The sequence below is a fragment of the Pseudomonas sp. PDM14 genome (assembly GCF_014851905.1).
Taxonomy (GTDB): Bacteria; Pseudomonadota; Gammaproteobacteria; order Pseudomonadales; family Pseudomonadaceae; genus Aquipseudomonas.
The window spans coordinates 937,674-958,382 of the sequence record NZ_JACVAQ010000001.1 but is presented as its reverse complement, the minus strand read 5'-3'; the positions used below and the strand labels follow the sequence as shown (position 1 = coordinate 958,382).

At 64.6% G+C, this 20,709-nt stretch carries 19 protein-coding genes; 13 read left to right on the top strand and 6 right to left on the bottom strand.

All coding sequences use genetic code 11. The features are described 5' to 3' along the window. Positions 1-71 precede the first annotated feature (71 nt). The 8 genes from cpaB to IB229_RS04480 all read left to right on the top strand — a co-directional run bounded on the left by cpaB (position 72) and on the right by IB229_RS04480 (position 8,637). The gene (gene cpaB / locus IB229_RS04515; protein ID WP_192325375.1) at positions 72-1,970 is read left to right on the top strand and encodes a Flp pilus assembly protein CpaB; all 1,899 of its coding nucleotides are present in this window, start codon (positions 72-74) and stop codon (positions 1,968-1,970) included. 130 nt (positions 1,971-2,100) lie between these two features. Then, on the top strand, positions 2,101-3,591 hold the full coding sequence (locus IB229_RS04510; RefSeq protein WP_192325373.1) for a type II and III secretion system protein family protein: 1,491 nt from the start codon (positions 2,101-2,103) through the stop codon (positions 3,589-3,591). A 10-nt stretch (positions 3,592-3,601) separates the two neighbouring features. After that, positions 3,602-5,257, top strand: a complete 1,656-nt coding sequence (locus IB229_RS04505; protein WP_192325370.1) for an ATPase, T2SS/T4P/T4SS family — start codon at positions 3,602-3,604, stop codon at positions 5,255-5,257. Next, on the top strand, positions 5,254-6,111 hold the full coding sequence (locus IB229_RS04500) for a type II secretion system F family protein (RefSeq protein WP_192325368.1): 858 nt from the start codon (positions 5,254-5,256) through the stop codon (positions 6,109-6,111). The genes IB229_RS04505 and IB229_RS04500 overlap by 4 nt, the downstream gene beginning before the upstream one ends. Before the next feature lie 139 nt (positions 6,112-6,250). Further along, entirely contained in the window at positions 6,251-7,129 is an 879-nt protein-coding gene (locus tag IB229_RS04495) for a type II secretion system F family protein (protein WP_192325366.1), read from the top strand. Then, entirely contained in the window at positions 7,126-7,476 is a 351-nt protein-coding gene (locus IB229_RS04490) for a DUF192 domain-containing protein (RefSeq protein ID WP_192325364.1), read from the top strand. The genes IB229_RS04495 and IB229_RS04490 overlap by 4 nt, the downstream gene beginning before the upstream one ends. Continuing rightward, positions 7,464-7,916, top strand: coding sequence for a tetratricopeptide repeat protein (locus IB229_RS04485; protein ID WP_192325362.1), 453 nt, complete (start codon positions 7,464-7,466; stop codon positions 7,914-7,916). The genes IB229_RS04490 and IB229_RS04485 overlap by 13 nt, the downstream gene beginning before the upstream one ends. 1 nt (position 7,917) lies before the next feature. Continuing rightward, positions 7,918-8,637 (top strand): TadE/TadG family type IV pilus assembly protein, encoded by a 720-nt coding sequence (locus IB229_RS04480; RefSeq protein ID WP_192325360.1) that lies wholly within the window; start codon positions 7,918-7,920, stop codon positions 8,635-8,637. 31 nt (positions 8,638-8,668) lie between these two features. On the opposite strand, the gene IB229_RS04475 is transcribed toward IB229_RS04480, so the two are convergent. Both IB229_RS04475 and IB229_RS04470 read right to left on the bottom strand, forming a co-directional pair. After that, positions 8,669-9,982, bottom strand: a complete 1,314-nt coding sequence (locus IB229_RS04475) for an NTP/NDP exchange transporter (RefSeq protein ID WP_192325358.1) — start codon at positions 9,980-9,982, stop codon at positions 8,669-8,671. A gap of 76 nt (positions 9,983-10,058) precedes the next feature. Further along, complete coding sequence (locus IB229_RS04470) at positions 10,059-10,982, bottom strand: aldo/keto reductase (RefSeq protein ID WP_192325356.1); 924 nt, start codon at positions 10,980-10,982, stop codon at positions 10,059-10,061. 240 nt (positions 10,983-11,222) lie between these two features. Between IB229_RS04470 and IB229_RS04465 the strand changes: the two genes are divergently transcribed. From IB229_RS04465 to IB229_RS04455, 3 genes are all read left to right on the top strand, one after another. After that, entirely contained in the window at positions 11,223-12,290 is a 1,068-nt protein-coding gene (locus IB229_RS04465; protein WP_192325354.1) for an SMP-30/gluconolactonase/LRE family protein, read from the top strand. Between the two features lie 131 nt (positions 12,291-12,421). Further along, positions 12,422-12,634, top strand: a complete 213-nt coding sequence (locus tag IB229_RS04460) for a DUF4177 domain-containing protein (RefSeq protein WP_192325352.1) — start codon at positions 12,422-12,424, stop codon at positions 12,632-12,634. After that, positions 12,631-12,843, top strand: coding sequence for a hypothetical protein (locus IB229_RS04455; RefSeq protein WP_192325350.1), 213 nt, complete (start codon positions 12,631-12,633; stop codon positions 12,841-12,843). The genes IB229_RS04460 and IB229_RS04455 overlap by 4 nt, the downstream gene beginning before the upstream one ends. A 117-nt stretch (positions 12,844-12,960) precedes the next feature. On the opposite strand, the gene IB229_RS04450 is transcribed toward IB229_RS04455, so the two are convergent. The 3 genes from IB229_RS04450 to upp all read right to left on the bottom strand — a co-directional run bounded on the left by IB229_RS04450 (position 12,961) and on the right by upp (position 16,990). After that, on the bottom strand, positions 12,961-14,886 hold the full coding sequence (locus IB229_RS04450) for an ATP-dependent DNA helicase RecQ (RefSeq protein WP_192325348.1): 1,926 nt from the start codon (positions 14,884-14,886) through the stop codon (positions 12,961-12,963). 200 nt (positions 14,887-15,086) lie between these two features. Then, entirely contained in the window at positions 15,087-16,349 is a 1,263-nt protein-coding gene (locus IB229_RS04445) for a uracil-xanthine permease family protein (protein ID WP_192325346.1), read from the bottom strand. 2 nt (positions 16,350-16,351) lie between these two features. Next, a complete protein-coding gene (upp, locus tag IB229_RS04440) occupies positions 16,352-16,990 on the bottom strand; it encodes a uracil phosphoribosyltransferase (protein ID WP_192325344.1) in 639 nt (212 codons plus the stop codon). Positions 16,991-17,553: 563 nt separating this feature from the next. On the opposite strand from upp, the gene IB229_RS04435 reads away from it, so the two are divergent. After that, positions 17,554-18,111: a hypoxanthine-guanine phosphoribosyltransferase gene (locus tag IB229_RS04435; RefSeq protein WP_192325342.1), complete on the top strand. Its 558-nt coding sequence runs from the start codon at positions 17,554-17,556 to the stop codon at positions 18,109-18,111. A 157-nt stretch (positions 18,112-18,268) separates the two neighbouring features. On the opposite strand, the gene dauA is transcribed toward IB229_RS04435, so the two are convergent. Then, positions 18,269-20,002 carry a C4-dicarboxylic acid transporter DauA gene (gene dauA, locus IB229_RS04430; protein ID WP_192325340.1) on the bottom strand — a complete coding sequence of 578 codons (1,734 nt, stop codon included), beginning with the start codon at positions 20,000-20,002 and terminating at the stop codon, positions 18,269-18,271. Positions 20,003-20,147: 145 nt separating this feature from the next. On the opposite strand from dauA, the gene IB229_RS04425 reads away from it, so the two are divergent. Continuing rightward, positions 20,148-20,435, top strand: a complete 288-nt coding sequence (locus IB229_RS04425) for a PA4642 family protein (RefSeq protein ID WP_192325338.1) — start codon at positions 20,148-20,150, stop codon at positions 20,433-20,435. Positions 20,436-20,709: the final 274 nt, after the last annotated feature.

Sequence of the window (20,709 nt, the reverse complement as noted above, 5' to 3'; positions counted from 1 at the left end):
GAGTAGAGCTTTAGCAAGAAAAATTCGGCTACGGCGCCTGCCGGGCCAAAAAGAAGTAAATGGGGAGCGATATGTCATCCGTTTCGGGAAAAAAACTTCTGATCATTGCCATCGTCTGCGGGGTGCTCGCCGCGCTGCTTGGCTGGCTGTACCTGAAGGCCAAGGAGTCGCAGTACCGGGCGGCCTACCAGCCAGCCACTCAGGTGATGGTCTCGGTGATCGTACCCAAGGTCCAGGTCGAGAAATCCCAGCCGCTGACGCCGGAGAACGTCGCGGTGATGGATATCCCGCGTGATTACCTGCCCTCCAATGCGGTGATGTCCGAAGACTGGCCGCGGCTGGAAAACCGCATGACGGTTCAGGCGTTGGAGAAGGGCCGGCCCATCACCTGGGACGCGGTGGAACAGGATGGCGTGTCGCGCTTCTCGGAAAACGTCGAGCTTGGCAAGCGGGTCAAGACGGTGAAGGTCAGCAAGATCAACTCGTTCGACGGCATGCTGCGTCCCGGCGACCGCATCGACCTGCTCGGCTCCTTCTCGGCCACCGACATCGGCCTGCAGGAGCAGACCAACTACTCCGACGAAGTGGTCATCAACGTGCTGCAGGATGTCGTGGTGCTCGCTGCCGGTCGCGAGGATGCCGCGGGGCGCAAATACGAAAACTACTACGACCGCAGCACGCCGGACGGCTTCAACATGAACTTCTCGACGCTGTCGCTGATGCTCACGCCGGCACAGGTGGCGCGGGTGGAATTGGCGGAGAAGGCTGGCGAGCTGGTCGCCGTGCTGCGTCACCCGAAGGACAGCAGCTCGGCCGAGCTTGGTCAGGTTACCGTTTCCAGCCTGCTCGATCCGCTCCCGGCGGAAACCGTCGATGTAGTGCTCGATGCCGACGGCAAAGTGATCGGTCGCATCGTCGGCGACAACATCGTGGACCTGAACGGCCGCATTACCGGCCGCATGGTCGACGGTCAGGCGGTCGGCGTCGATGGCAAGGTCATGGGGCGCACCGTGCGTGGTCTGGCCGCCGATGATCCGCTGCTGCGCATGCAGGATCGCGCCACCGTGGTACGTGACGCCGATGGCAACGTGATCGGTCGGGTGGTCGACGGCAATGTGGTCGACGCCAAAGGCAATGTCATCGGCGCCTACACCGACGGCAAGGCCGTGGGCCTGGATGGTAAAGAGCTGGGTCGGGTGGAAAAGAACGTTGCGCTCGACTCCAGTGGTCGGGTGATTGACATGAGCACCTCGCACGTACCAGGCGCAAGCGGTGATGTCAGCGGCAAACTGGTCAATGGCAAGCTGGTCGACGCCACCGGTAAGGTGATCGGCGAGCCGGGCGAGATCGTCCGTGACGCCAGCGGCAAAGTGCTCGGCAAGGTCGTCGACGGAAAGTTGGTGGACGCCACTGGCAAGGTGATCGGGACAGTCAAGGACGGTGTGGCGGTCGCCAGCGACGGCAAGGTGCTTGGCAAGGTCGAGCAGGCGGTGCTCGATGGCGAGGGCAAGCCAATGGCCGACGCGGTGCTGGTGGTACGCGACGCCAACGGTAATGTCGTCGGTACCGTGGTGGGCGATGACGTGATCGACAGCCAGGGTCGCAAGGTCGGCTCCGTGCGTGACGGCAAGGTCTACGATGCGGCCGGCAATCTCAATGCCAATGCCGAGGTCGGTCTGCGCAAGGACGCACAGCAGGTGGTCCGTGATGCGTCCGGCAAGGTGCTTGGCAATGTGCTCGGCGACACCGTGTACGGAGCCGACGGCAAGGCCATCGGCAAAGTGGTGGACGGCAAGGTGGTGGACAACAACGGCAATGTACTTGCCCGTGGCGTCACCCTGGGGGTGGAAACCCCGCGCGATGCCGCGCCATCCGCCGCCCGCCGGGAGACCACCCGAATGATCCAGTTCATTCCGGGTGGTACCGGCAAGCAAGGCGTCATTCCGATACAGACGCTGCGACTTGAATGACGCTCCTCCTTTCAACGGGCTGCATCGAAGCGGACGGCGTGACTGCGTTCGCTCGGGGGCTGCAGCGTTCAGCGTAGGAAGGGATGGAAAACAAGATGAGAACAGGCAAGACCAACCAGGGCACAACACAATGCGATTTGTAGTCGGAATACTGGCAATCCTCAGCCTGAGCCTGTCGGCCCAGGCCAATACACTCCCGACGTCGCTCGTACTGTACGACGGCGATGTGCGGGTGCTCAGCGCGCCTGGTGTCGAGCGGGTGGCAGTGGGTAATGTCGATCTGATCAGCGCCACCCTGCTGAAGAACGAGGAAGTCGTGCTCACCGCCCAGCAGGACGGCGAAACCACCGTGCATTTCTGGTTCGAGGATGGCAGTCGTGAGCAGATGAGCGTGGTGGTCGCCAAGGGTAACGGCTACCGCCAGTTGCCTGAGCTGCGTGCCATGTTGTCCGGCATCCCTGGCGTACGTCTGCGTACTGTCGGGCGCCAGGTCGTGGTCGACGGTCGGGTCAGTGCCGAGCAACTGGTGCAGATCAAGGACGCGGTCAAACCCTACGGTGACAACGTCATCGTGCTGGCCGAAGAACAGACGGGCGCCGCCACCAAATCCGATGCCGCCGAGGTCCTGAGCGAGGTGCAGGCCATGCTCGGGCAGATCCCGGGTATCACCATCAGGGCTGTCGGTCGGCAGATCGTGGTTGATGGCAGTCTCGATCAGGTCGACCTGAACCGCATCGAACTGGTCAAGAAAAGCTATCCCGATGTGCTGGTACTGGCTCAGCTGACCTCCGAGTACGACGCGCCGATGGTCTATTTCGACGTGCGCATCACCGAGTTCGCCAAGGACGATGTGGAAGAGCTGGGTGTCAACTGGAGTACTTCGATCAACGGCCCGACCCTGGCTTTCAACGCCGACGGTGGCACCAACAATCTGTATCGCGGCCAGTTCCCCAGTGCCAGCGGCACCTTCGATAACCTCAATGATGTGGTCGGCGACGCGGGCTCGCATGCTTACTGGGGTATCGCCAGCGAGCTGACATCGCGCATCAACCTGCTGGAGAAGAACGGCTCGGCCCTGACCCTGGCCTCGCCGCGGCTGTCCGCGCGTAGCGGCGGCAAGGCGCAGCTGACCGTCGGTGGCGAGGTACCGGTGGTAACCAGCAGCATCAGCGGTCCTTCGGTGGAGTACAAGGATTTCGGCATCATGCTCAACATCGAGCCCAAGCTCTATGGCAGCGACCAGGTCGCCACCAAGGTGCAGGCCGAGATCAGCCAGCTCGACAAGGCCAATCAGGTTGGCGAGTACCCGGCGTTCAAGACCCGTCGCACCGAGAACGATGTGCAGCTGCGCATCGGCGAGACTCTGGTGCTGTCCGGTCTCGTCACGGAGGACAGCCAGACGTCCCACGAAGGCCTTGTCTGGCTGAAAGACCTGCCGTTCCTGGGAACCCTGTTCCGCAACAAGAGCTTCAAGGGCAGCCGCACGGAGCTGGTGATTTTCATCACGCCGCGCCTGCTGACCGACGCACCGGACTCGGTGAACGCTGAAGAAATCAATCGCCAGAAGAAAATGATCGAACGCTACCGACGCGACGTCGATGCCATTGAGCTGATCGACTGAGGCTGACCCCATGTTCGAGATCGAAGTTACCTACCGTGACGGCAAACCGCTGGAAAAGCTGACCTGCACCAGTGCGTTCTGCGAGCTGGGGCGGGCGCGCAGCGGGCTGATCCGCCTGCGTGGTTGGAAGGTCGCGCCGATTCATGCACGTATCGAACATTCCATGGCCGGCCTGTTCGTCGAAGATGTCAGTCGTGGCTATGAAGTGCGGGTCAACGAGGCGGTCGTTTCGCGGCACGGCCCGTTGGCCCCCGAGGATGCCATTGCCATCGGCGGCTATCTGGTGCGGGTGCGCGCCCTTCATCCACAGCAAAGCGATGAGCCGGAAAGCCTGACCCCGCTGACAACGGAGGAATGCGTTGCGGCAGTGGAGGCTACGCCGAACCTGCACCATGCCTACATGGAGTGGGCGCAGTTCATTCAGGGCGAGCTGTTTCGCGCGCTCGACCTGCGGCGAATGAACCTCGACAGCATGGATCATGAACAGGTCCGCACGACCCTGTCCGGGCTGATCGACGAGATCCTGCAGCAGGTCGGTGGGCGCTTGCCGGCGTTGAATACCGATATTCTGCGCAAGATCGTTCTCGACGAGGCCATCGGTCTCGGTCCGCTGGAAGACCTGCTGACCGACTCCTCGGTCAGTGAAATCATGGTCAACGCCCACGACGATATCTATGTCGAGCGTGCCGGGCGACTGGAGAAGACCGCGATCAACTTCAGTTCCAATGCCGCAGTACTGTCGACCATCGAACGGATCATCTCGCCGCTGGGGCGGCGTATCGACGAAAGCTCACCGATGGTCGATGCGCGTCTGAAGGATGGCTCGCGGGTCAACGCCATCATCCCGCCGTTGGCGTTGCGCGGGCCCTGCCTGACCATCCGTAAGTTCTCCGAGAAGAAGCTGACCACTGACGACCTGATGCGCTTTGGCACCATCAATGTGCCGATGGTCGAGTTCCTTCGTACCGCGGTCGAACAGCGTCTGAACGTGGTGGTTTCCGGCGGTACCGGTTCGGGCAAGACAACCCTGCTCAACATTCTTTCCAACTTCATTCCCGTGGAGGAGCGGGTGGTCACCGTGGAAGACGCTGCCGAGCTCAAGCTGGTACAGCCGCACGTGGTTTCCCTGGAGGCGCGCCCGGCGAACATGGAGGGCAAGGGGCAGGTGACCATCCGCGATCTGGTACGCAACTGCCTGCGTATGCGCCCGGACCGTATCGTGGTGGGTGAGTGCCGTGGTGGCGAGGCACTGGACATGCTGCAGGCGATGAACACCGGCCACGATGGCTCGCTGACCACCGGCCACGCCAACAACCCGCGCGACATGTTGCGGCGTCTCGAGGTAATGGTGTTGATGGCCGGCATGGACCTGCCGGTGCAGGCCATTCGTGAGCAGATCGCTTCTGCGGTGCAGCTGATCGTTCAGCAGACCCGCTTCGGCGATGGCTCACGGCGGATCACCAGCATCAGTGAGATCACCGGCATGGAGCAGAGCACCATCCAGCTCAACGAGATCTTCCGTTTCCAGCAGACCGGCTTCGATGAAAATGGCCGGGTCAAGGGTCACTTCCAGGCCACCGGCCAGGTGCCCGAGTTCTATGAGGCGCTGGCCAAGCGCGGCATACCGGTCAATCTCGATATCTTCCGCAGCGGGGCGGACCTATGAATGAAATCCTGCTGCTGGCATGCCTGGCGGCACTCGGCGCGGCCGTGGGCATTACCGCGTTGCTGTTCGCCGATCGGGTGTTGGATTTTTTCTCGTTCTATCGGCAGCAGTTCTCGCGCAATGCCGAGATCGAGATGGCCGATATGTTCATCTTCGCTAACGGTCGGCAGCTGTTCATCCTCAACCTGATGTTGCTGGTGCTGGTGCCGCTGTTTCTGCATGCGTTGTTCCAGATTCTCGTCGTGACGGTCGCCGGCACGCTGGTAGCGTTGTTCGTGCCACGTTTCGTCTTCAAGCAGATGAGCAAGAAGCGCCTGAAGAAATTCGAGGAGCAGCTACCCGATGCCTTCATGATGCTTTCCAGCAGCCTGCAGTCCGGGGCGAGCCTGACCATGGCGCTGGAAAACGTGGTTCAGCAGTCCCCCGCGCCGCTGTCCCAGGAGTTCGGTCTGCTGATCAAGAACATCCGCCTCGGTGTGACCCTCGAAGATGCGCTGCTCAAGCTGGAGAAGCGCATCCCCATGCCCTCGTTCATCATGGCCAGTTCGGCGATCCGCATCAGCCGTGAGGTCGGTGGCAACCTAGTGGAGACCATCAACACCATGGCCGCCATGCTGCGGCGCAAGCGGGTGATGGAAGGCAAGATCGACAGCCTGACCGCCCAGGGGCGCGCCCAGGGCACCTTCATGGCGCTGCTGCCGGTGTTTCTCGCCGGCATCCTCAGTGCCATCGAACCCGAAGCCATGAGCCAGCTCTACACCACCCGCAACGGCCTGATGGTGCTGACCGTGATGGTGGTGATGGAGGTTCTGGGCTTCCTGTCCATTCAGCGAATTACCCGGATCGATGCATAGGGCAGTTGCCATATCGCCACTGCTGAGCCGGAGCCGGTTTCATGCGGCGCTCGGCATGAGGAGAGAAAGTTGCCACTTCAGATGAACGACGAACAATGGTGTGCAGTCCGCAGCTCGCGCCAAACGGGGCAAGCCTTCGATGACTGAACTGCTCGCCTTGCTCAGCAGTGCCGGCCTCGGTATGGCCGTCACCAGCACTTTGCTGATATTTGTCTGGCTGCTGTCGCTGCTGCCGGAAGAGAACCGTGCCTACATGGATCCGGTGCCTAGCTGGGTACGCCCGATCTGGCCGCTGGTGCGTCTGGTCAGTCACTTCTTCTGCAGCAGCGTGCCACCGCAGCACATGGACCGCCTCGACCAGAAACTGCAGAAGACCGGTGCGCTCTACGTGCTAACCGCCGAGGACTTCCTCGCCCTGTGCATCACCCTGGCCTTGCTCTTCCCGCTGGTTGCCGCGGTGCCGATGGCCACCGGCAAGTCCGGAATCATCTGGCCTGTGCTGCTGGTGATGATGGCGATGGGTGCGCTGCTGCCGATGATGTGGATCAGCGACACACACAAGCGCCGCGACCGGGACATCATTCGGAACCTGCCGGTCTTCCTCGAATACCTGACCATGTGCGTCGACGCCGGCCTGAACTTCCTGGGTGCCCTGCAGCAGGCAGTGGACAAAGGGCCGGACGGCGCGATGAAGAATGAGTTCCGTATCGTGCTGCGTGACATCCGCTCGGGCCTGCCCCGCTCGGAAGCACTGCAACGGATGGAAGAACGGGTCAACCTCAAGGACCTGACCACCTTCGTGCGCTCGGTCATTCAGGCCGAGAAAATGGGTAGCAGCCTGCGCACTACCTTGCAGATCCAGGCGCAGCAGCGCCTCGAAGAGCGCTTTCAGCGTGCCGAGAAGACGGCGATGCAGGCACCGGTGAAACTGATCATTCCGCTGATCATGTTCATCTTCCCGCTGACCTTCGTGATTCTGCTGTTCCCTATCGTGGTCAAGTTCATGGGGCAGTCATGAATGCCCAGGTGACCCATCGGGTTGCCGGGCGTGTGCCCACGGCCTTGCAGCTCGAGCGTGCAGCGACGCCCTGGGCGCGCCTGCGAGGTTTGCTCGGACGACGGGGTCTGCCTGCCGGTCAGGGCCTGTGGATCAGCCCCTGCAACTCGGTGCATTGTTGCTTCATGCGCTTTGCCATCGATGTGCTGTACCTGGATGCCGAGCAGCGGATTCTGGAAATACGGCATGATCTGCGACCCTGGCGCTTCAGCATCTGCTGGCGCGCCCGCAGTGTGGTCGAACTGGCTGCCGGAGAGTGCCGGCGCCTGCACATAGAACCCGGAGACAATCTTAGATGCGTACCCTGAGTCTCGCCCTCGCAAGCCTTCTGCTGTCCGGTTGCGCCGGCATGCTGCCGCAGTCCAACCTGGTTGCCCTGCAGAACTCGGCCAACCAGGACTACGCCAGTGGCCGCTATGTGCAGGCCAGCGACCAGTACCAGCGCCTGGCCAGGGCCATGCCCAGCGATGCCGGCGTGCGTTATCAGCTCGGTAACAGCCTCGCCCGTCAGGGCGATGTGCAGGGGGCCATTGGCAGCTACCGGGAAGCGCTGCTGCGCGATCCGCAGCACGCACGGGCCTGGCACAACCTGCTGCAGGTACAGTTGCGAGAGGCCCTGCTCAGCGCAGCCGAGATGCAGAGGACGCTCAACCCCCAGCAGCCTGAGGCCGACCGGGCGTTGCAACTGGGCGAACGTCTGCTCGATGTCATGGGCCAACCCAGCCATGACGCCGGACGAGAGCCTTGAGATGAAATGGCGCGCTCAGAGTGCACAGGCGATGGTGGAGTTCCTCATCATCATTCCGGTGCTGATTCTGCTGATCTTCGGTGCGGTGCAGGCGGCGTTCATCTATTCGGCGAAGAACGGCCTGAACTACGCCACCTTCCAGGCCGCGCGAATTGGCGCGATGAACAACGCGCAATATGACGACATGCGGCGCGGACTGCTGCGCGGCATGTACCCGATGTTTTCCCAGTATCAGGATGAGGACGCGCGTCTGGCGCATACGGCCGCTGAGGTCGACAACTACGTCCTGATCACCCGCATCAGCCCGGACAACGCAGCCTTCAACGCATGGGCCGAGGCCCATGATGATCCGCTCGGTGATGGCGTCGGTGGCGAGGCGATCCCCAATGACAACCTCATGTATCGGCCCATGCAGCAGATGCCGGTATCGATCCAGGATGCCAACCTGTTGAAGATCCGCGTGCAGTACTGCATGAAACTGATCGTGCCGATGGTCGACTACCTGCTCAGTACCACGTCGAAATCCATCGATCGTGCCAACAGCAACAAGGCGCCAGCGAGTTTCCGCGATGTATCGCGCAATACCAGCGCCAACTACGCAGATGTCTGCCGCAGTCGCCGTGGTTACGTGGTGACGTCCGAGGCCACCGTCCGCATGCAGAGCGCAGCGGTGGACGATCAGGATCAGTGCGCCAATGGCGGGCGCATGATCTGTCCCTGATGCGCGGCACGACTCCCGCAGGCCGGTCGATCTAGCGCAACGAGTCATCCGTTGATGCGCGGCGTGCCACGCGGTCGGCGTGGCTGCCCAGGTGCCAGCCGAGCACGCCCCACAGCGCCGCGCATGCCGCGCCGATCAGAGCGACCAACAACGCGCCCTGGCCGAGCAGGTCGAGCAGGCTCTTGGCCCAGCCGCTGACGGCATCGCCACCGCGATAGACCACCGTGTCGATGAAGTTCTTTGCCTTGTACTTGCTCTGCGCATCCAGCGGTGCGAAGAGCATTTCCCTGCCCGGACGGACGAAGGCGTATTCGCCGATGCGGCGCACGATCATCAGCCCGGCGAGCATGGCGAAGGTCGGCGCCAGGGCCAGGCCGAGGAAGCCGATGCAAACCAGCGCCGGCACCACCGCCAGCAGGCTGCGCACACCCAGGTGCTGGGCCACGCGGCCGCTGATGAACAGTTGCGAGAGCAGCGCGCCGGCCTGCACGGCGATGTCGATCAGGCCGAATACGCGCACCTGTTCGGCGCGGTCGGGAAACAGCTCGGCGACCAGTCGCGCCTGCTCGAAGTAGAGGAAGGTGCTGACCGTGGCGAGCAGCACGACGAAGGCGGAAATCCCCAGCAGGTAGGGCGAGCGCAGCACCTGGGTCATGCCGCTGAACGGGTTGCCGGCCACCGGGCGGCGTGGGCTTTCCACCTGCTCGGCACCGGGCCGACCGGCGCCGCCAATGGCGCGCCAGCTCATCAGGTGCTGCTTGAGCAGTAGTGCGAGGGCCAGCAGCAGGGCGGCGAGCACGGTCAGTCCGGCCTGGCCGATGACGTCGATCAGCAGCGCGCTGAGCGCCGGGCCGACCAGGCCGCCGACGCTGGCGCCGGCGGCGATGAAGGCGAACAGGCGCTTGGCCTGCGGGGCGTCGAACACGTCGGCCATCAGACTCCAGGCCACCGAGACGACGAACAGGTTGTAGACCGAGATCCACACGTAGAACACCCGTGCCAGCCACACGCTGTCGTCAAGCACGGCGAAGGCGGCGGCGAAGGCCAGCAGGTTGAGGCAGAAGAAACCGTACACCCAGTCGATGTAGCGGATGCGCGGCACGTGGGAGTTGAGCCAGGCGAACAGCGGCACGGCGACCAGCATGACCACGAAGGTGGCGGTGAACAGCCACTGCAGGTTGTCGACGCCGCCGGCGATGCCCATCGCCTCGCGGATCGGCCGCAGCATGAAGTAGCCGGCGAACAGGCAGAAGAACAGCACGAAGCCGCTCAGCGCCGGCAGCAATTCGCCGGGGCGGGCATTGATCGCCGCGCTCAGGCGGCGGCTCAAGAGGGGCTCGGGCATGGGTTCGTCATCGCAAACTCGGGGTTGCCACGCCCTGGCGCTCGGACGGTGAGCGCAGGGCATACCAGGTGAGGCGTCAGGCGAACGCCTCGACGATCAGCTCGCGCTGTTTGGCATCGGGCAAGGCGCCGTGGCCGGCCAGCAGGTTGTCGGCCATGTAGCGGGTCTTCGAGGTGGCGGGAATCACCGCGGTCACCGCTGGCTCGGCGAGAATGAACTTGAGCAGCAGCTGCGCCCAGGAACTCGCCCCCAGCTCCTGTGCCCAGCCCGGCAGCGGCGTGCCCTTGACCCTGGCGAACAGCTCGCCGCGCTGGAACGGCCGGTTGATCAGGGTGGCGATGCCGTGATCGGCGCAGAACGGCAGCAGGCGCTTCTCGGCATTGCGTGCGCCAACCGAATAGTTGAGCTGGACGAAGTCGACCTTTTCTTTCTCCAGCACGCGCAGCAGGTCGTCGTGGGCGGACTCGATGTAGTGGGTGATGCCGATGTAGCGGATGCGCCCCTGCGCTTTCAGCTCGCGCAGCAGCGCTAGCTGGGTGCCGGTGTCCTGCAGGTTGTGCACCTGGATCAGGTCGAGCTTGTCGGTCTTGAGGTCCTTGAAGCTCGCCTCGATCTGCTCGAGTCCCGCTTCGCGGCCGCTGGAGGAAACCTTGCTGGCGAGGAACAAGCGTGCGCGCAGGCCGTCCTGGGCGGTGAGGGTGCCGGTGACCAGCTCGGAATTGCCGTAGCTGGGCGCGGTGTCGATCAGCGTGGCGCCGCCGTCGGCGAGCACGCGTACCACCTCCAGCAGCGGATCGAGGCTGGCCTGATCAAGGTCGACGTCGAATACCCGCGATGTCCCCAGGCCGATCACCGGCAGCTCCTCGCCGGTCGAGGGGATCTTGCGGCGCAGCAGACCGCCGCTCTCTACGGCCCAGGCCAGGCCGGGCCACAACGGGACGAGTGCGGCCAGGGCGGCGGCAGCGGTGGAATGCTGGATGAACTGACGGCGCGTGTGCATGCGAGGGGCCTCCGGAAAAATGGTCACTGAACAGTCATAGACCGTTCAGACGGCCGCGGGGCGCCAGGGCAATATTCGGTAACCAAACCGGCCGCTCTATGTCGCATATCTGGTCTTTTTCGCGGCGGTTCCAGGCGGCAGCCGATGCGCGGCAAAGTCAGTGCTTTGGCGCGGCGTGAACCTCCGCATACGGTGGCCCTGGATTAGGCTGCAGGCATAACAACGACAAGGATCATCGCCATGCGCAAACTGCTGTTGCTGCTCGTGCTCGCCGGCGCCTGCTACCTGCTGTTCTGGCCCACGCGTCTGCAGCCGGTGGCCTGGCAACCACAACCGCTACCCGCCGCCAGCGGGGTGTGGGCGGCGAACGGGCGGCTGGATCGCGCGGTGCTGGAGCAGTCCGGTCTGTCCGGCCCGGACACCGTGGTGGTGGACGGCGAGGGACGCCGCTACAGCGGAATCGGCGACGGACGCATCGTGCGCTGGCGCGCCGGCGAGGCGGTGCAGACCTTCGCCAAGGTCGATGGCCGCCCGGTGGGGATGAACTTCGCCGGCGACGGCAGCCTGTACGCCGCCGACGAGGAGCGCGCGCTGGTCTGGCGTGTGTCGCCCGCGGGCAAGGCCGACATCGTGGTGCAGAGCAGCGAGACGCAGCGCTTCAACTTCCTCAACGATGTGTTCATCGCCCGCGATGGCCGGCTGTTCTTCAGCGATGCATCGAGCCGCTGGGATCTGGCCGACAACAAGCTGGCGCTGCTCGAGCACAGCGGCGATGGCCGGGTGTTCGTGCGCCATTCGGACGGGCGCATCGAGCTGCTGCTCGACGGCCTCGAATTCGCCAACGGTGTGGTGCTGGCGCCGGACGAGTCCTACCTGCTGGTCGCCGAAACCGGCGCCTACCGCATCACCCGCCTATGGCTGACGGGGGAGCGTGCGGGTCAGCGCGAGGTGCTGCTGGATAACCTGCCGGGCTTCCCCGGTGACCTGTCCATCGCCCCGGATGGTACGTACTGGTGCTCGTTCTTCTCGCCGCGCAAGGCCGTGCTCGATGCGCTGGCGCCGTGGCCTTTCGTGCGCAAGATCGCCTCGCGCTTGCCGCCCTCGTTATTGGCGCGGCCCAGCCGCTACCCCCATGTGTTCCGTTTCGATGGCGAAGGCCGGGTGCTGGAAAGTTTGCAGGCCTCGCCGGACAGCGAGCTACCCAGCTTCAGCAGCGTGGTGCAGGTGGGCAACGAGCTGCTGCTCGGTACGCCTGGCGGAGTGGGGGAGATCGATGCGGATAAGGCCTATCGGGTCAGATTGCGCTGAAATTGGCCGGCCCGGAAATCTGCTGCCTCGGCTGATCTCTGCTGGTAATCTGCGGCTCGGTCGGGCGCAGGGCGCGACATGCTGTTGTGCGCCGCTCGCACCATCATTTCCCACCACCGCAGGTGCATTACATGAAGCAGTACAAGGTTGTTGTCTATCGCGAAGGAATGCTGGGCTCTTTGTTTCTCGGTGGCTCCAAGGTCGATCCGGTGCGTTTCTCCGAATTCCTCAACAAGAACGCCGCCGAAGGCTGGCGCGTGGTGACCATGGAGAAGGATATCCGTCGCATGCTCCTGCTGTGGAAGCGTGAGGCTTACCTGGTTGTGCTGGAGAAGGACATTTGAAAACCGGCGTGATCATCGGCCTGAGCCTGTTCGTTGCCTGGGCGCTGCTGGCGCTGGCGCAGCTGTGGTTCACGCCGCTCAGTGCCGAGGTGTTCGTCAAGCTGACGGTCACGGCTGCCGTGATCGAGACGGTGGTGATCATCGTCACGCTGGTGCTCAGGGAATACCGCTCGGAAAAAGAGCTGAAGTCCAAGGGCTACCTCGACTGATCACGGTTACAACCCTGCCATCCGCGTGCCTGGTCGGGCTCGGGTGGCAGCGGCCCGATTGCGCAATGCCATCGGCCTGACTCTTCCCCCTGTTTTTCGACTCTTCGCCACAGCGCTCTACGCCTGCGCCGCCCAGTCGCGCACCTCGGCGTAGGGATAGTCTTCCAACGCAGCGAACCCGGCAATCTGCCGGGCCTTGAGCTTGGTGAACAGGGGTACGCTGATGCCGCAGAGAAAGCGCGTCAGGCATTCGCTGCTCGGCGCTTCACCGCTGTATTCCTGGTGACGCTGGCTGAAGCTGGCGCACAGTGCGTGCATATCCTGCTCGGCCAGTGGGCGCAGGCTCGGGGCCGGCGGCAAGTGCGCGACCCGGCCGTGGCACACCGAGCAATGGCCGCAGCGCTGCGGCGCGTTGGCGTCGCCGAAGTAGGCGGCCAGGCGCTGGCTCAGGCAGTGGTCGGTGGCGAACAGGTCGAGCATGGCGTGGATACGGCGAATCTCGCTGGCTTCCTGCTGCTTGAAGTAGGCGTGCAGCTCAGCGCTCAGCTGCTGCGGGTCGAAGCGCGGGTCGAGCAGGGCGTAGACCTCGGTCATCTGCTTGCTTTCCAGCTCGATCCAACCGCGCTCCTGGAAGAAATCCAGGGCCTTCACCACGCGTCCGCGCTCGGCCTGGTGCTGGTTGTACAGGGCGTCGAAATCCACCGTGCACCAGGTCCGTGCGCGACTGGAGCTAGCGACTATGCCCTCGACGAACTGGCGCCGCTCGCCCTCGAACTTGCCCAGCAGCACCTCCGGCTCGACCAGGTACTTGAAACGGTACTCGGCGAAGTAGGCGTAGCGCGGGGCGATGATGCCGCGCAGTTCCAGCTGCACCAGCAGGGTCTTCAGCGGCAGCTGGCGGATGTTGCTCTGCTCGGAGAGCTGGTTGAGCATCAGTTCCCACTGGCCGTCCGGTGCGCTGGCCAGCAGCTCGTCGAGCACGCGGCGGATGCCGCCCAGTTCCGGGGTGTCGCCGTAGACGAAGTTTTCCAGCACGTTGAGGCTGTCGCGGTTGGCCAGCACCAGGCAGTCGGACGGCTGGCCGTCACGCCCGGCGCGGCCGATTTCCTGGCTGTAGTTCTCGGTGGACTTGGGCAGGTCGAAGTGCACCACGTTGCGGATGTCGCTCTTGTCGATGCCCATGCCGAAGGCGATGGTGGCGACGATGCAGTTGATCCGCCCGTCCATGAACTGGCGCTGGATCGCCTCGCGCGTTTCATGGGGCATGCCGGCGTGGTAGGCGCTGGCGGCGATGCCGCGTTGGCTGAGCTGCTCGGCCACCTGTTCGGCGGTCTTCTGCTGGGTGACGTAGACGATGCTCGGCTGGCCGGCCTTGGCGCCTAGCCACTCGACCAGGCGCCGCTGTTTGTCGCGCCCGGCCACCGGCTCGACCAGCAGGTTGAGGTTGGCGCGGTAGAACCCGGTGGTGACTACGTCATCGGCGGCGATGGCGAACTTCTTCTGCATGTCGGCGATCACCGGTGGCGTCGCCGTGGCGGTGAGCAGCAGCACCTGGGGAATGGCGAACTGGCGCTGGTAGTCGGGCAGCTTGAGGTAGTCCGGGCGGAAGTTGTGGCCCCACTCGGAAATGCAGTGCGCCTCGTCGACCACCAGCAGGGAGATCGGCACCTGGCTGATGAAGTGGCGAAAGCGCTCGTTCTTCAGGCGCTCCACGGAGATCATCAGGATCTTCAGCTCGCCGGATTTGGCCTTGGCCATGGTCTCGGCGGCCTGCTCACGGCTCTGCGCCGAGTCGATGCTGGCGGCGCTGATGCCGCGGGCGTGGAGGAAGGCCAACTGGTCCTGCATCAACGCCAGCAGCGGCGACACCACCAGGGTCAGGTGTGGCAGGTGTAGCGCGGGCAACTGGTAGCACAGCGACTTGCCCGAGCCGGTGGGGAAGATCGCCGCCGCCGAGCGCCCGCCGAGCACGGCGTTGACCACGCGCTCCTGGCCGGGACGCAGCTGGGAGAAACCGAAGACGCGGGCGAGGGTATCGAGCATGAGGGCAGGCCAGGTGATGCGAAAGGCCGATGACCATAGCGCGTGGGGCGAGGAGAGGCCAGGGTGAGGGTTGCTTCAAGCACCCGAACCGCCTGCCTGGTGGATCGATAGCGCGCGATCCACCCTGCGTTCGTGAGCGTCCGCACCATGAAAAAGCCCCGCATCGGCGGGGCTTGGTCTTTCGCGCTACAACCGGCCGATCAGATCTCCGGATCGAGCGGCGGGTGCTTGCGCCAGGCGTTGCCACCGGGCAGCAGCAGGTTGAGCGCCAGGGCGCTGATCGCGCACAGGGAGATGCCCGACAGGGCGAAGCTCTGCCCGCCGATGACCATGCCGCCGATGCCGAACACCAGGGTTACCGAGACGATGATCAGGTTGCGCGCCTCGGCCAGGTCGACCTGGTGGCGGATCAGCGTGTTCAACCCGACCACGGCGATGGAGCCGAACAGCAGGCAGAGGATGCCGCCCATTACCGGTACCGGAATGGCCTGCAGCGCCGCACCGAACTTGCCGACGAAAGCCAGGGTGATGGCGAACACCGCCGCCCAGGTCATCACCTTGGGGTTGAAACTCTTGGTCAGCATCACCGCGCCGGTGACTTCGGCGTAGGTGGTGTTGGGCGGGCCGCCGAACAGGCCGGCGGCCGAGGTGGCCAGGCCGTCGCCGAGCAGGGTGCGGTGCAGGCCGGGCTTGCGCACGAAGTCCTTGCCGGTGACGGTGCCGACGGCGATCACCCCGCCGATGTGCTCGATGGCCGGGGCCAGGGCAACCGGCACCATGTACAGGATGGCGCCGAGGTGGAACTCGGGGGCGACGAAGTTGGGGATGGCCAGCCAGGACGCCGCGGCGATGCCGGCGGTGTCGAACACGCCGAAGATCGCCGACAGCGTGCAGCCGACGATGATGCCGGCGAGGATCGGCACCAGGCGGAACAGCCCACGGCCGAGCACGGCCACCAGCACGGTGGTGATCAGGGCCGGCATGGAGATGAACATGGCGGTCTGGTAGGGCACCAGTTCGGCGGCGCCGTCACCGGTCTTGCCCATCGCCATGTTCACCGCGACGGGCGACAGCGCCAGGCCAATGGCGATGATCACCGGGCCGATCACCACCGGCGGCAGGATGCGGTCGATGAAGCCCGGGCCCTTGAGCTTCACGGCCAGGCCGAGAAAGGTGTAGACGAAGCCCGCGGCAACCACGCCGCCGAGCACTGCCGGCAGGCCGAATTCACCCTTGGCGGCGATGATCGGCGCGATGAAGGCGAAGGAGGAGGCAAGGAACACCGGCACCTGGCGCCCGGTGGCCAGCTGGAACAGCAGGGTGCCGATGCCGGCGGTGAACAGCGCCACGTTCGGGTCCATGCCGGTGATCAGCGGCATCAGCACCAGCGCGCCGAAGGCGACGAAGAGCATCTGCGCGCCGGAGAGGATCTGCCGCGGCAGCGGGTCGTTGTACTCGCTCATGCTCAGGCGTCCTTCTGCTTGGTGCCGAAGATCTTGTCACCGGCATCGCCCAGCCCGGGAATGATGTAGCCGTGTTCGTTGAGGCGTTCGTCGATGGATGCGGTGAAGATGGTCACATCCGGGTGCGCGTCTTCGACGGCCTTGATCCCTTCCGGTGCAGCGACCAGCACCATGGCGCGGATTTCCTTGCAGCCGGCGCGCTTGAGCAGGTCGATGGTGGCAACCAGGGAACCGCCGGTGGCCAGCATCGGATCGATGATCAGCGCCAGGCGCTCGTCGATCTCCGGCGCGAGTTTTTCCAGGTAGGTGTGCGCCTGCAGGGTTTCCTCGTTGCGCGCCACGCCGACGGCGCTGACCTTGGCGCCGGGGATCAGGCTGAGCACGCCGTCGAGCATGCCGATGCCGGCGCGCAGGATCGGTACCACGGTGATCTTCTTGCCGGCGATCTTCTCCACCTGCACCGGCCCGGCCCAGCCCTTGATCTCGTAGTGTTCCAGCGGCAGGTCGTTGGTTGCCTCGTAGGTCAGCAGTGCACCGACCTCCTGGGCCAGTTCGCGGAAATTCTTGGTGCTGATGTCGGCGCGGCGCATCAGGCCGATCTTGTGGCGGATCAGCGGGTGGCGGATCTCACGGATGGGCATGCGGGGTCTCCGGGGCGGGCGGGCAAAGGGATAGGGCGGAACAGATCGTGGACAAGCGGGTACGCTGCGGGTCGGGCCGGGCGTTAATGGGCGCCTGTGCGGTTCATGGGTTGAAAACCGGCAGTTTGCAGCTGTTAATTAACGCAGGGTGACCGGGCGTGGCGATTGTCACAGGGTGTGTAGAGTAAAGCACTGGCCGTGCCAGGATATAGCCGGTGCGCAGTTTAACTGAGCAGCCAGTCAGAAATCCTCGGCGAGGGTTGCCCTGATGTCGCAGTGTAAGTACCGTTGCCGGCCGTTTTTCAGGCTATGCCTTAGGTTCTGTACGAAAAGTGTCTGCGCTCGGTGATGCTTCGTTAAAAACTGGTTCGGAATGCTCATTTACAACTCGTAAACTCGAATGCGAGCCCAATCCGTTCCTCACCCGTTTTTGCCTCGCCTGACCTTTGCTCGACGACTTTTCGTACAGAACCTAGGGCGCCATTGGCCGGTGCATCCGCTTCGCAGCCGGGTGTCCGCCGCCTGCATTTAATCCACTGATCATGTTGACCCCGGAGCGCGCCATGCCAGCCGATCTCGCCCACATCCGCCAAATCATGTCCGAAGCCGACTGCCTGTATACCGAGGCGCAGGTCGAGGCCGCCATCGACCAGGTGGCCACGGCCATCAACGGCGAACTGGCCGAACGCAATCCGGTGGTGTTCTGCGTGATGAACGGCGGGCTGATCTTCGCCGGCAAGCTGCTGCCCAAGCTGGGCTTTCCGCTGGAGCTGTCCTACCTGCACGCCACCCGCTACCGCAGCGAAACCACTGGCGGCGAGTTGTTCTGGAAGGCCAAGCCGGAAATCTCCTTCATCGACCGCGAGGTGCTGATCATCGACGACATCCTCGACGAGGGGCACACCCTGTCGGCGATCATCGAGTTCTGCAAACACGCCGGCGCGACGGCCGTGCACACTGCCGTGCTGATCGACAAGACCCATGATCGCAAGGCGCGCCCGGACCTCAAGGCCGATTACGTCGGCCTGCCCTGCGAGGACCGCTTCATCTTCGGCTACGGCATGGACTACAAGGGCTACTGGCGCAACGCTGCCGGCATCTTTGCAGTAAAAGGCCTGTAAGCACTCGTCTGTAATTGATCCTTCCCACGCGGAGCGTTGATCGTTCCCACGCTCCGCGTGGGAATGCAGTTGCAGCCGCTCTGCGGCAGGGGGACGCGGAGCTTCCCTGGCGGTGTTCCCACGCAGAGCGTGGGAACCATCTACCGGTGCGCGCACCCTACAGGCGAGTCGTTGGCCCCGCGTCATCCGCCAGCCAGCTCAGCGCCTTGACCCGCGCCTGCGGCAGATCGCGCGCGTAGGCCAGGCGCCCGGCCTCGCGCTGGGTACCGGCGCGGCGCAGCTTCAGGCGCAGGCGCGGTGTCACCCCGGCCAGCACCAGGCCGATGCCGTCGCGGCGATAGTCATGCAGCACGTTCTCCAGGGCTGCCAGGGCGGTCATGTCCAGCAGCGGCACCGCGCTCATGTCGACGATCACCACTTTCACGTCCGGGTTGAAGCGGCGCAGCACGCTCAGCGCCTTCTCTGCCGCGCCGAAGAACAGCGGGCCACGAATGCTGTAGGCCAGCACCTGCGCGGGCAGTTCGCCGAGGCCCAGTAACTGCTGGCGCGGCAGCGCGGCGGTATCGGTCAGCTCGCTCATGCGCTTGATGAAGATGCCGGTGGCCAACAGCAGGCCGACGCCCACGGCCAGGACCATGTCGAACAGCACGGTCAGGCCCAGGCACACGACGAGGATCAGCACATCGCTGCGCGGAGCGATGCGCAGGGTGTGCAGCACGTGGCGTGGTTCGCTCATGTTCCACGCCACCATCAGCAGCAGGGCGGCGAGGGCGGCCATCGGCAGGTAGCTGAACAGCGGCGCGAGCAGGAGCATGGCCAGCAGCACCACACCGGCATGGATGATCGCCGCTAGCGGCGAGAACGCGCCGGCGCGCACGTTGGCGGCGCTGCGGGCGATGGCGGCGGTGGCGGTTATGCCGCCGAACAGCGGCGCGACCAGGTTGCCCAGCCCCTGGCCGATCAGCTCGGCATTGGGGTCGTGCTTGCTGCCGGTCATGCCGTCGGCGACCACCGCGCAGAGCAGCGACTCGATGGCGCCGAGCATGGCGATGGCGAACGCCGGGGCGAGCAGCTGACGGATCAGCTCGAACGACAGCACCAGCGGCTGGCCATCCGGCCCCGGCAGTTGCCAGGGCCAGGCGAAGTCCGGCAGGAACGGCGGAATGCCCGGATGGCTGATGCCGTCGACCTGATAGCTGAAACGCTCACCGAGGGTCGCCACCTGAAGACCGCTGGCTTCCAGGGCCAGGCCGAGCAGCGCGCCGACGGCCAGGGCGACCAGGTGGCCCGGCACCTTCGGCACCAGTTTCGGCCACAGCAGCAGGGTCGCCAGGCTGGCGCCGGCGACCAGCGCATCGCCGGCCTGGATGCCCGGCAGGCTGTGCCAGAGCAGGCCGAGCTGGTCGACGAAGTGCTCCGGGGTGCGTGGCAGCTGCAGGCCGAGCAGGTCTTTGATCTGCAGGAAGGCGATGACGATGCCGATCCCGGCGGTGAAGCCGAGGGTGACGGGGTAGGGCACGAACTCGATCAGCCGCCCGGCGCGGCCGAGGCCGAGGGCGATGAGGATCAGCCCGGCGAGCAGGGTGCACAGCAGCAGGCCGCCGAGGCCGTATTGCTGGGTGATTGGTAGGAGGATCACCACGAATGCCGCGGTCGGCCCGGAAATGTTGAAGCGTGAGCCACCGGTCAGGGCAATCAGCGGGGCGGCGACCAGCACCGTATACAGGCCGTGCTGCGGCGCCACGCCGACGGCGATCGCCAGGGCCATGGCCAGGGGAATGGCAATGATGCCCACCGTCAGCCCGGCGCCCAGGTCGCCGCGCAGGCTTTTCCACGAATAGCCGGCGCGCAGAGCCTGGCGCCAGGCGGCAAACAGCGGGGGTAGAGGCATGGCACGCTCCACATCGGTCGCCGCCAGTATAAGGAGGCCGGGGCCGCGTCCGCTTGATCCAGGTCGTTTCTTTAGTCGCGTTGAGCGCCGGGCTCGGGCAAGGGTAAACTGCCGCCCCCGTGAGGCTGGTTAGCTGGAGTGCGTGATGCGTAAAGACAAGAAACAGGTGATTGGCGAAGAGATCAGCGACGACTCGATCAAGCTGTTCCTCGCGGTCGAGCCGGCCGATGCCACGCCGCCGTCCCTGCACAAGCTGGTCAAGGCCTACCGCGGCCTGCGCATCGACGATTTCGAGCGGTTCCTCGGCTTCTTCAAGGACGCCGGCTACGACCTGAATGCCACGGATGCCCAGGGCCAGGATTTCGTCGCACTGATCCAGGATCAGCGCCTGGCCGAGCCCTATGTCGAGGCGATCAAGGCGGCGCGCGGCTGATTCGGCCATCGTTCGGCGATCCGGACAGCCAATTGCGTATTTTTTGCGTCTGAAAATGCGTCATTAATGGTATTGTGCGCGCCGGAAAAACCCCTGCCTGGCTCCGCGTGGCACGCGTGGTTCGTGGGGTGGCGACAAGGCCCGGTCTAGAGCGTTTTCAGCTCGGCGGGCAGCGCCAGCAGGGGTTGCAGAGTTTGAGCGTACGGGCTGCCCACAGGCGGCGCGTAGCAACAAGAGGTTGCGAACGAGCGGGACAGGCCGGTGCATTCCGGCC

What these genes read in the sequence shown, in the direction of transcription:
- cpaB (WP_192325375.1), top strand. Translation starts at nt 72, where the DNA reads ATGTCATCCGTTTCGGGAAAAAAACTTCTGATCATTGCCATCGTCTGC.
- IB229_RS04510 (WP_192325373.1), top strand. Translation starts at nt 2,101, where the DNA reads ATGCGATTTGTAGTCGGAATACTGGCAATCCTCAGCCTGAGCCTGTCG.
- IB229_RS04505 (WP_192325370.1), top strand. Translation starts at nt 3,602, where the DNA reads ATGTTCGAGATCGAAGTTACCTACCGTGACGGCAAACCGCTGGAAAAG.
- IB229_RS04500 (WP_192325368.1), top strand. Translation starts at nt 5,254, where the DNA reads ATGAATGAAATCCTGCTGCTGGCATGCCTGGCGGCACTCGGCGCGGCC.
- IB229_RS04495 (WP_192325366.1), top strand. Translation starts at nt 6,251, where the DNA reads ATGACTGAACTGCTCGCCTTGCTCAGCAGTGCCGGCCTCGGTATGGCC.
- IB229_RS04490 (WP_192325364.1), top strand. Translation starts at nt 7,126, where the DNA reads ATGAATGCCCAGGTGACCCATCGGGTTGCCGGGCGTGTGCCCACGGCC.
- IB229_RS04485 (WP_192325362.1), top strand. Translation starts at nt 7,464, where the DNA reads ATGCGTACCCTGAGTCTCGCCCTCGCAAGCCTTCTGCTGTCCGGTTGC.
- IB229_RS04480 (WP_192325360.1), top strand. Translation starts at nt 7,918, where the DNA reads ATGAAATGGCGCGCTCAGAGTGCACAGGCGATGGTGGAGTTCCTCATC.
- IB229_RS04475 (WP_192325358.1), bottom strand. Translation starts at nt 9,982, where the DNA reads ATGCCCGAGCCCCTCTTGAGCCGCCGCCTGAGCGCGGCGATCAATGCC.
- IB229_RS04470 (WP_192325356.1), bottom strand. Translation starts at nt 10,982, where the DNA reads ATGCACACGCGCCGTCAGTTCATCCAGCATTCCACCGCTGCCGCCGCC.
- IB229_RS04465 (WP_192325354.1), top strand. Translation starts at nt 11,223, where the DNA reads ATGCGCAAACTGCTGTTGCTGCTCGTGCTCGCCGGCGCCTGCTACCTG.
- IB229_RS04460 (WP_192325352.1), top strand. Translation starts at nt 12,422, where the DNA reads ATGAAGCAGTACAAGGTTGTTGTCTATCGCGAAGGAATGCTGGGCTCT.
- IB229_RS04450 (WP_192325348.1), bottom strand. Translation starts at nt 14,886, where the DNA reads ATGCTCGATACCCTCGCCCGCGTCTTCGGTTTCTCCCAGCTGCGTCCC.
- IB229_RS04445 (WP_192325346.1), bottom strand. Translation starts at nt 16,349, where the DNA reads ATGAGCGAGTACAACGACCCGCTGCCGCGGCAGATCCTCTCCGGCGCG.
- upp (WP_192325344.1), bottom strand. Translation starts at nt 16,990, where the DNA reads ATGCCCATCCGTGAGATCCGCCACCCGCTGATCCGCCACAAGATCGGC.
- IB229_RS04435 (WP_192325342.1), top strand. Translation starts at nt 17,554, where the DNA reads ATGCCAGCCGATCTCGCCCACATCCGCCAAATCATGTCCGAAGCCGAC.
- dauA (WP_192325340.1), bottom strand. Translation starts at nt 20,002, where the DNA reads ATGCCTCTACCCCCGCTGTTTGCCGCCTGGCGCCAGGCTCTGCGCGCC.
- IB229_RS04425 (WP_192325338.1), top strand. Translation starts at nt 20,148, where the DNA reads ATGCGTAAAGACAAGAAACAGGTGATTGGCGAAGAGATCAGCGACGAC.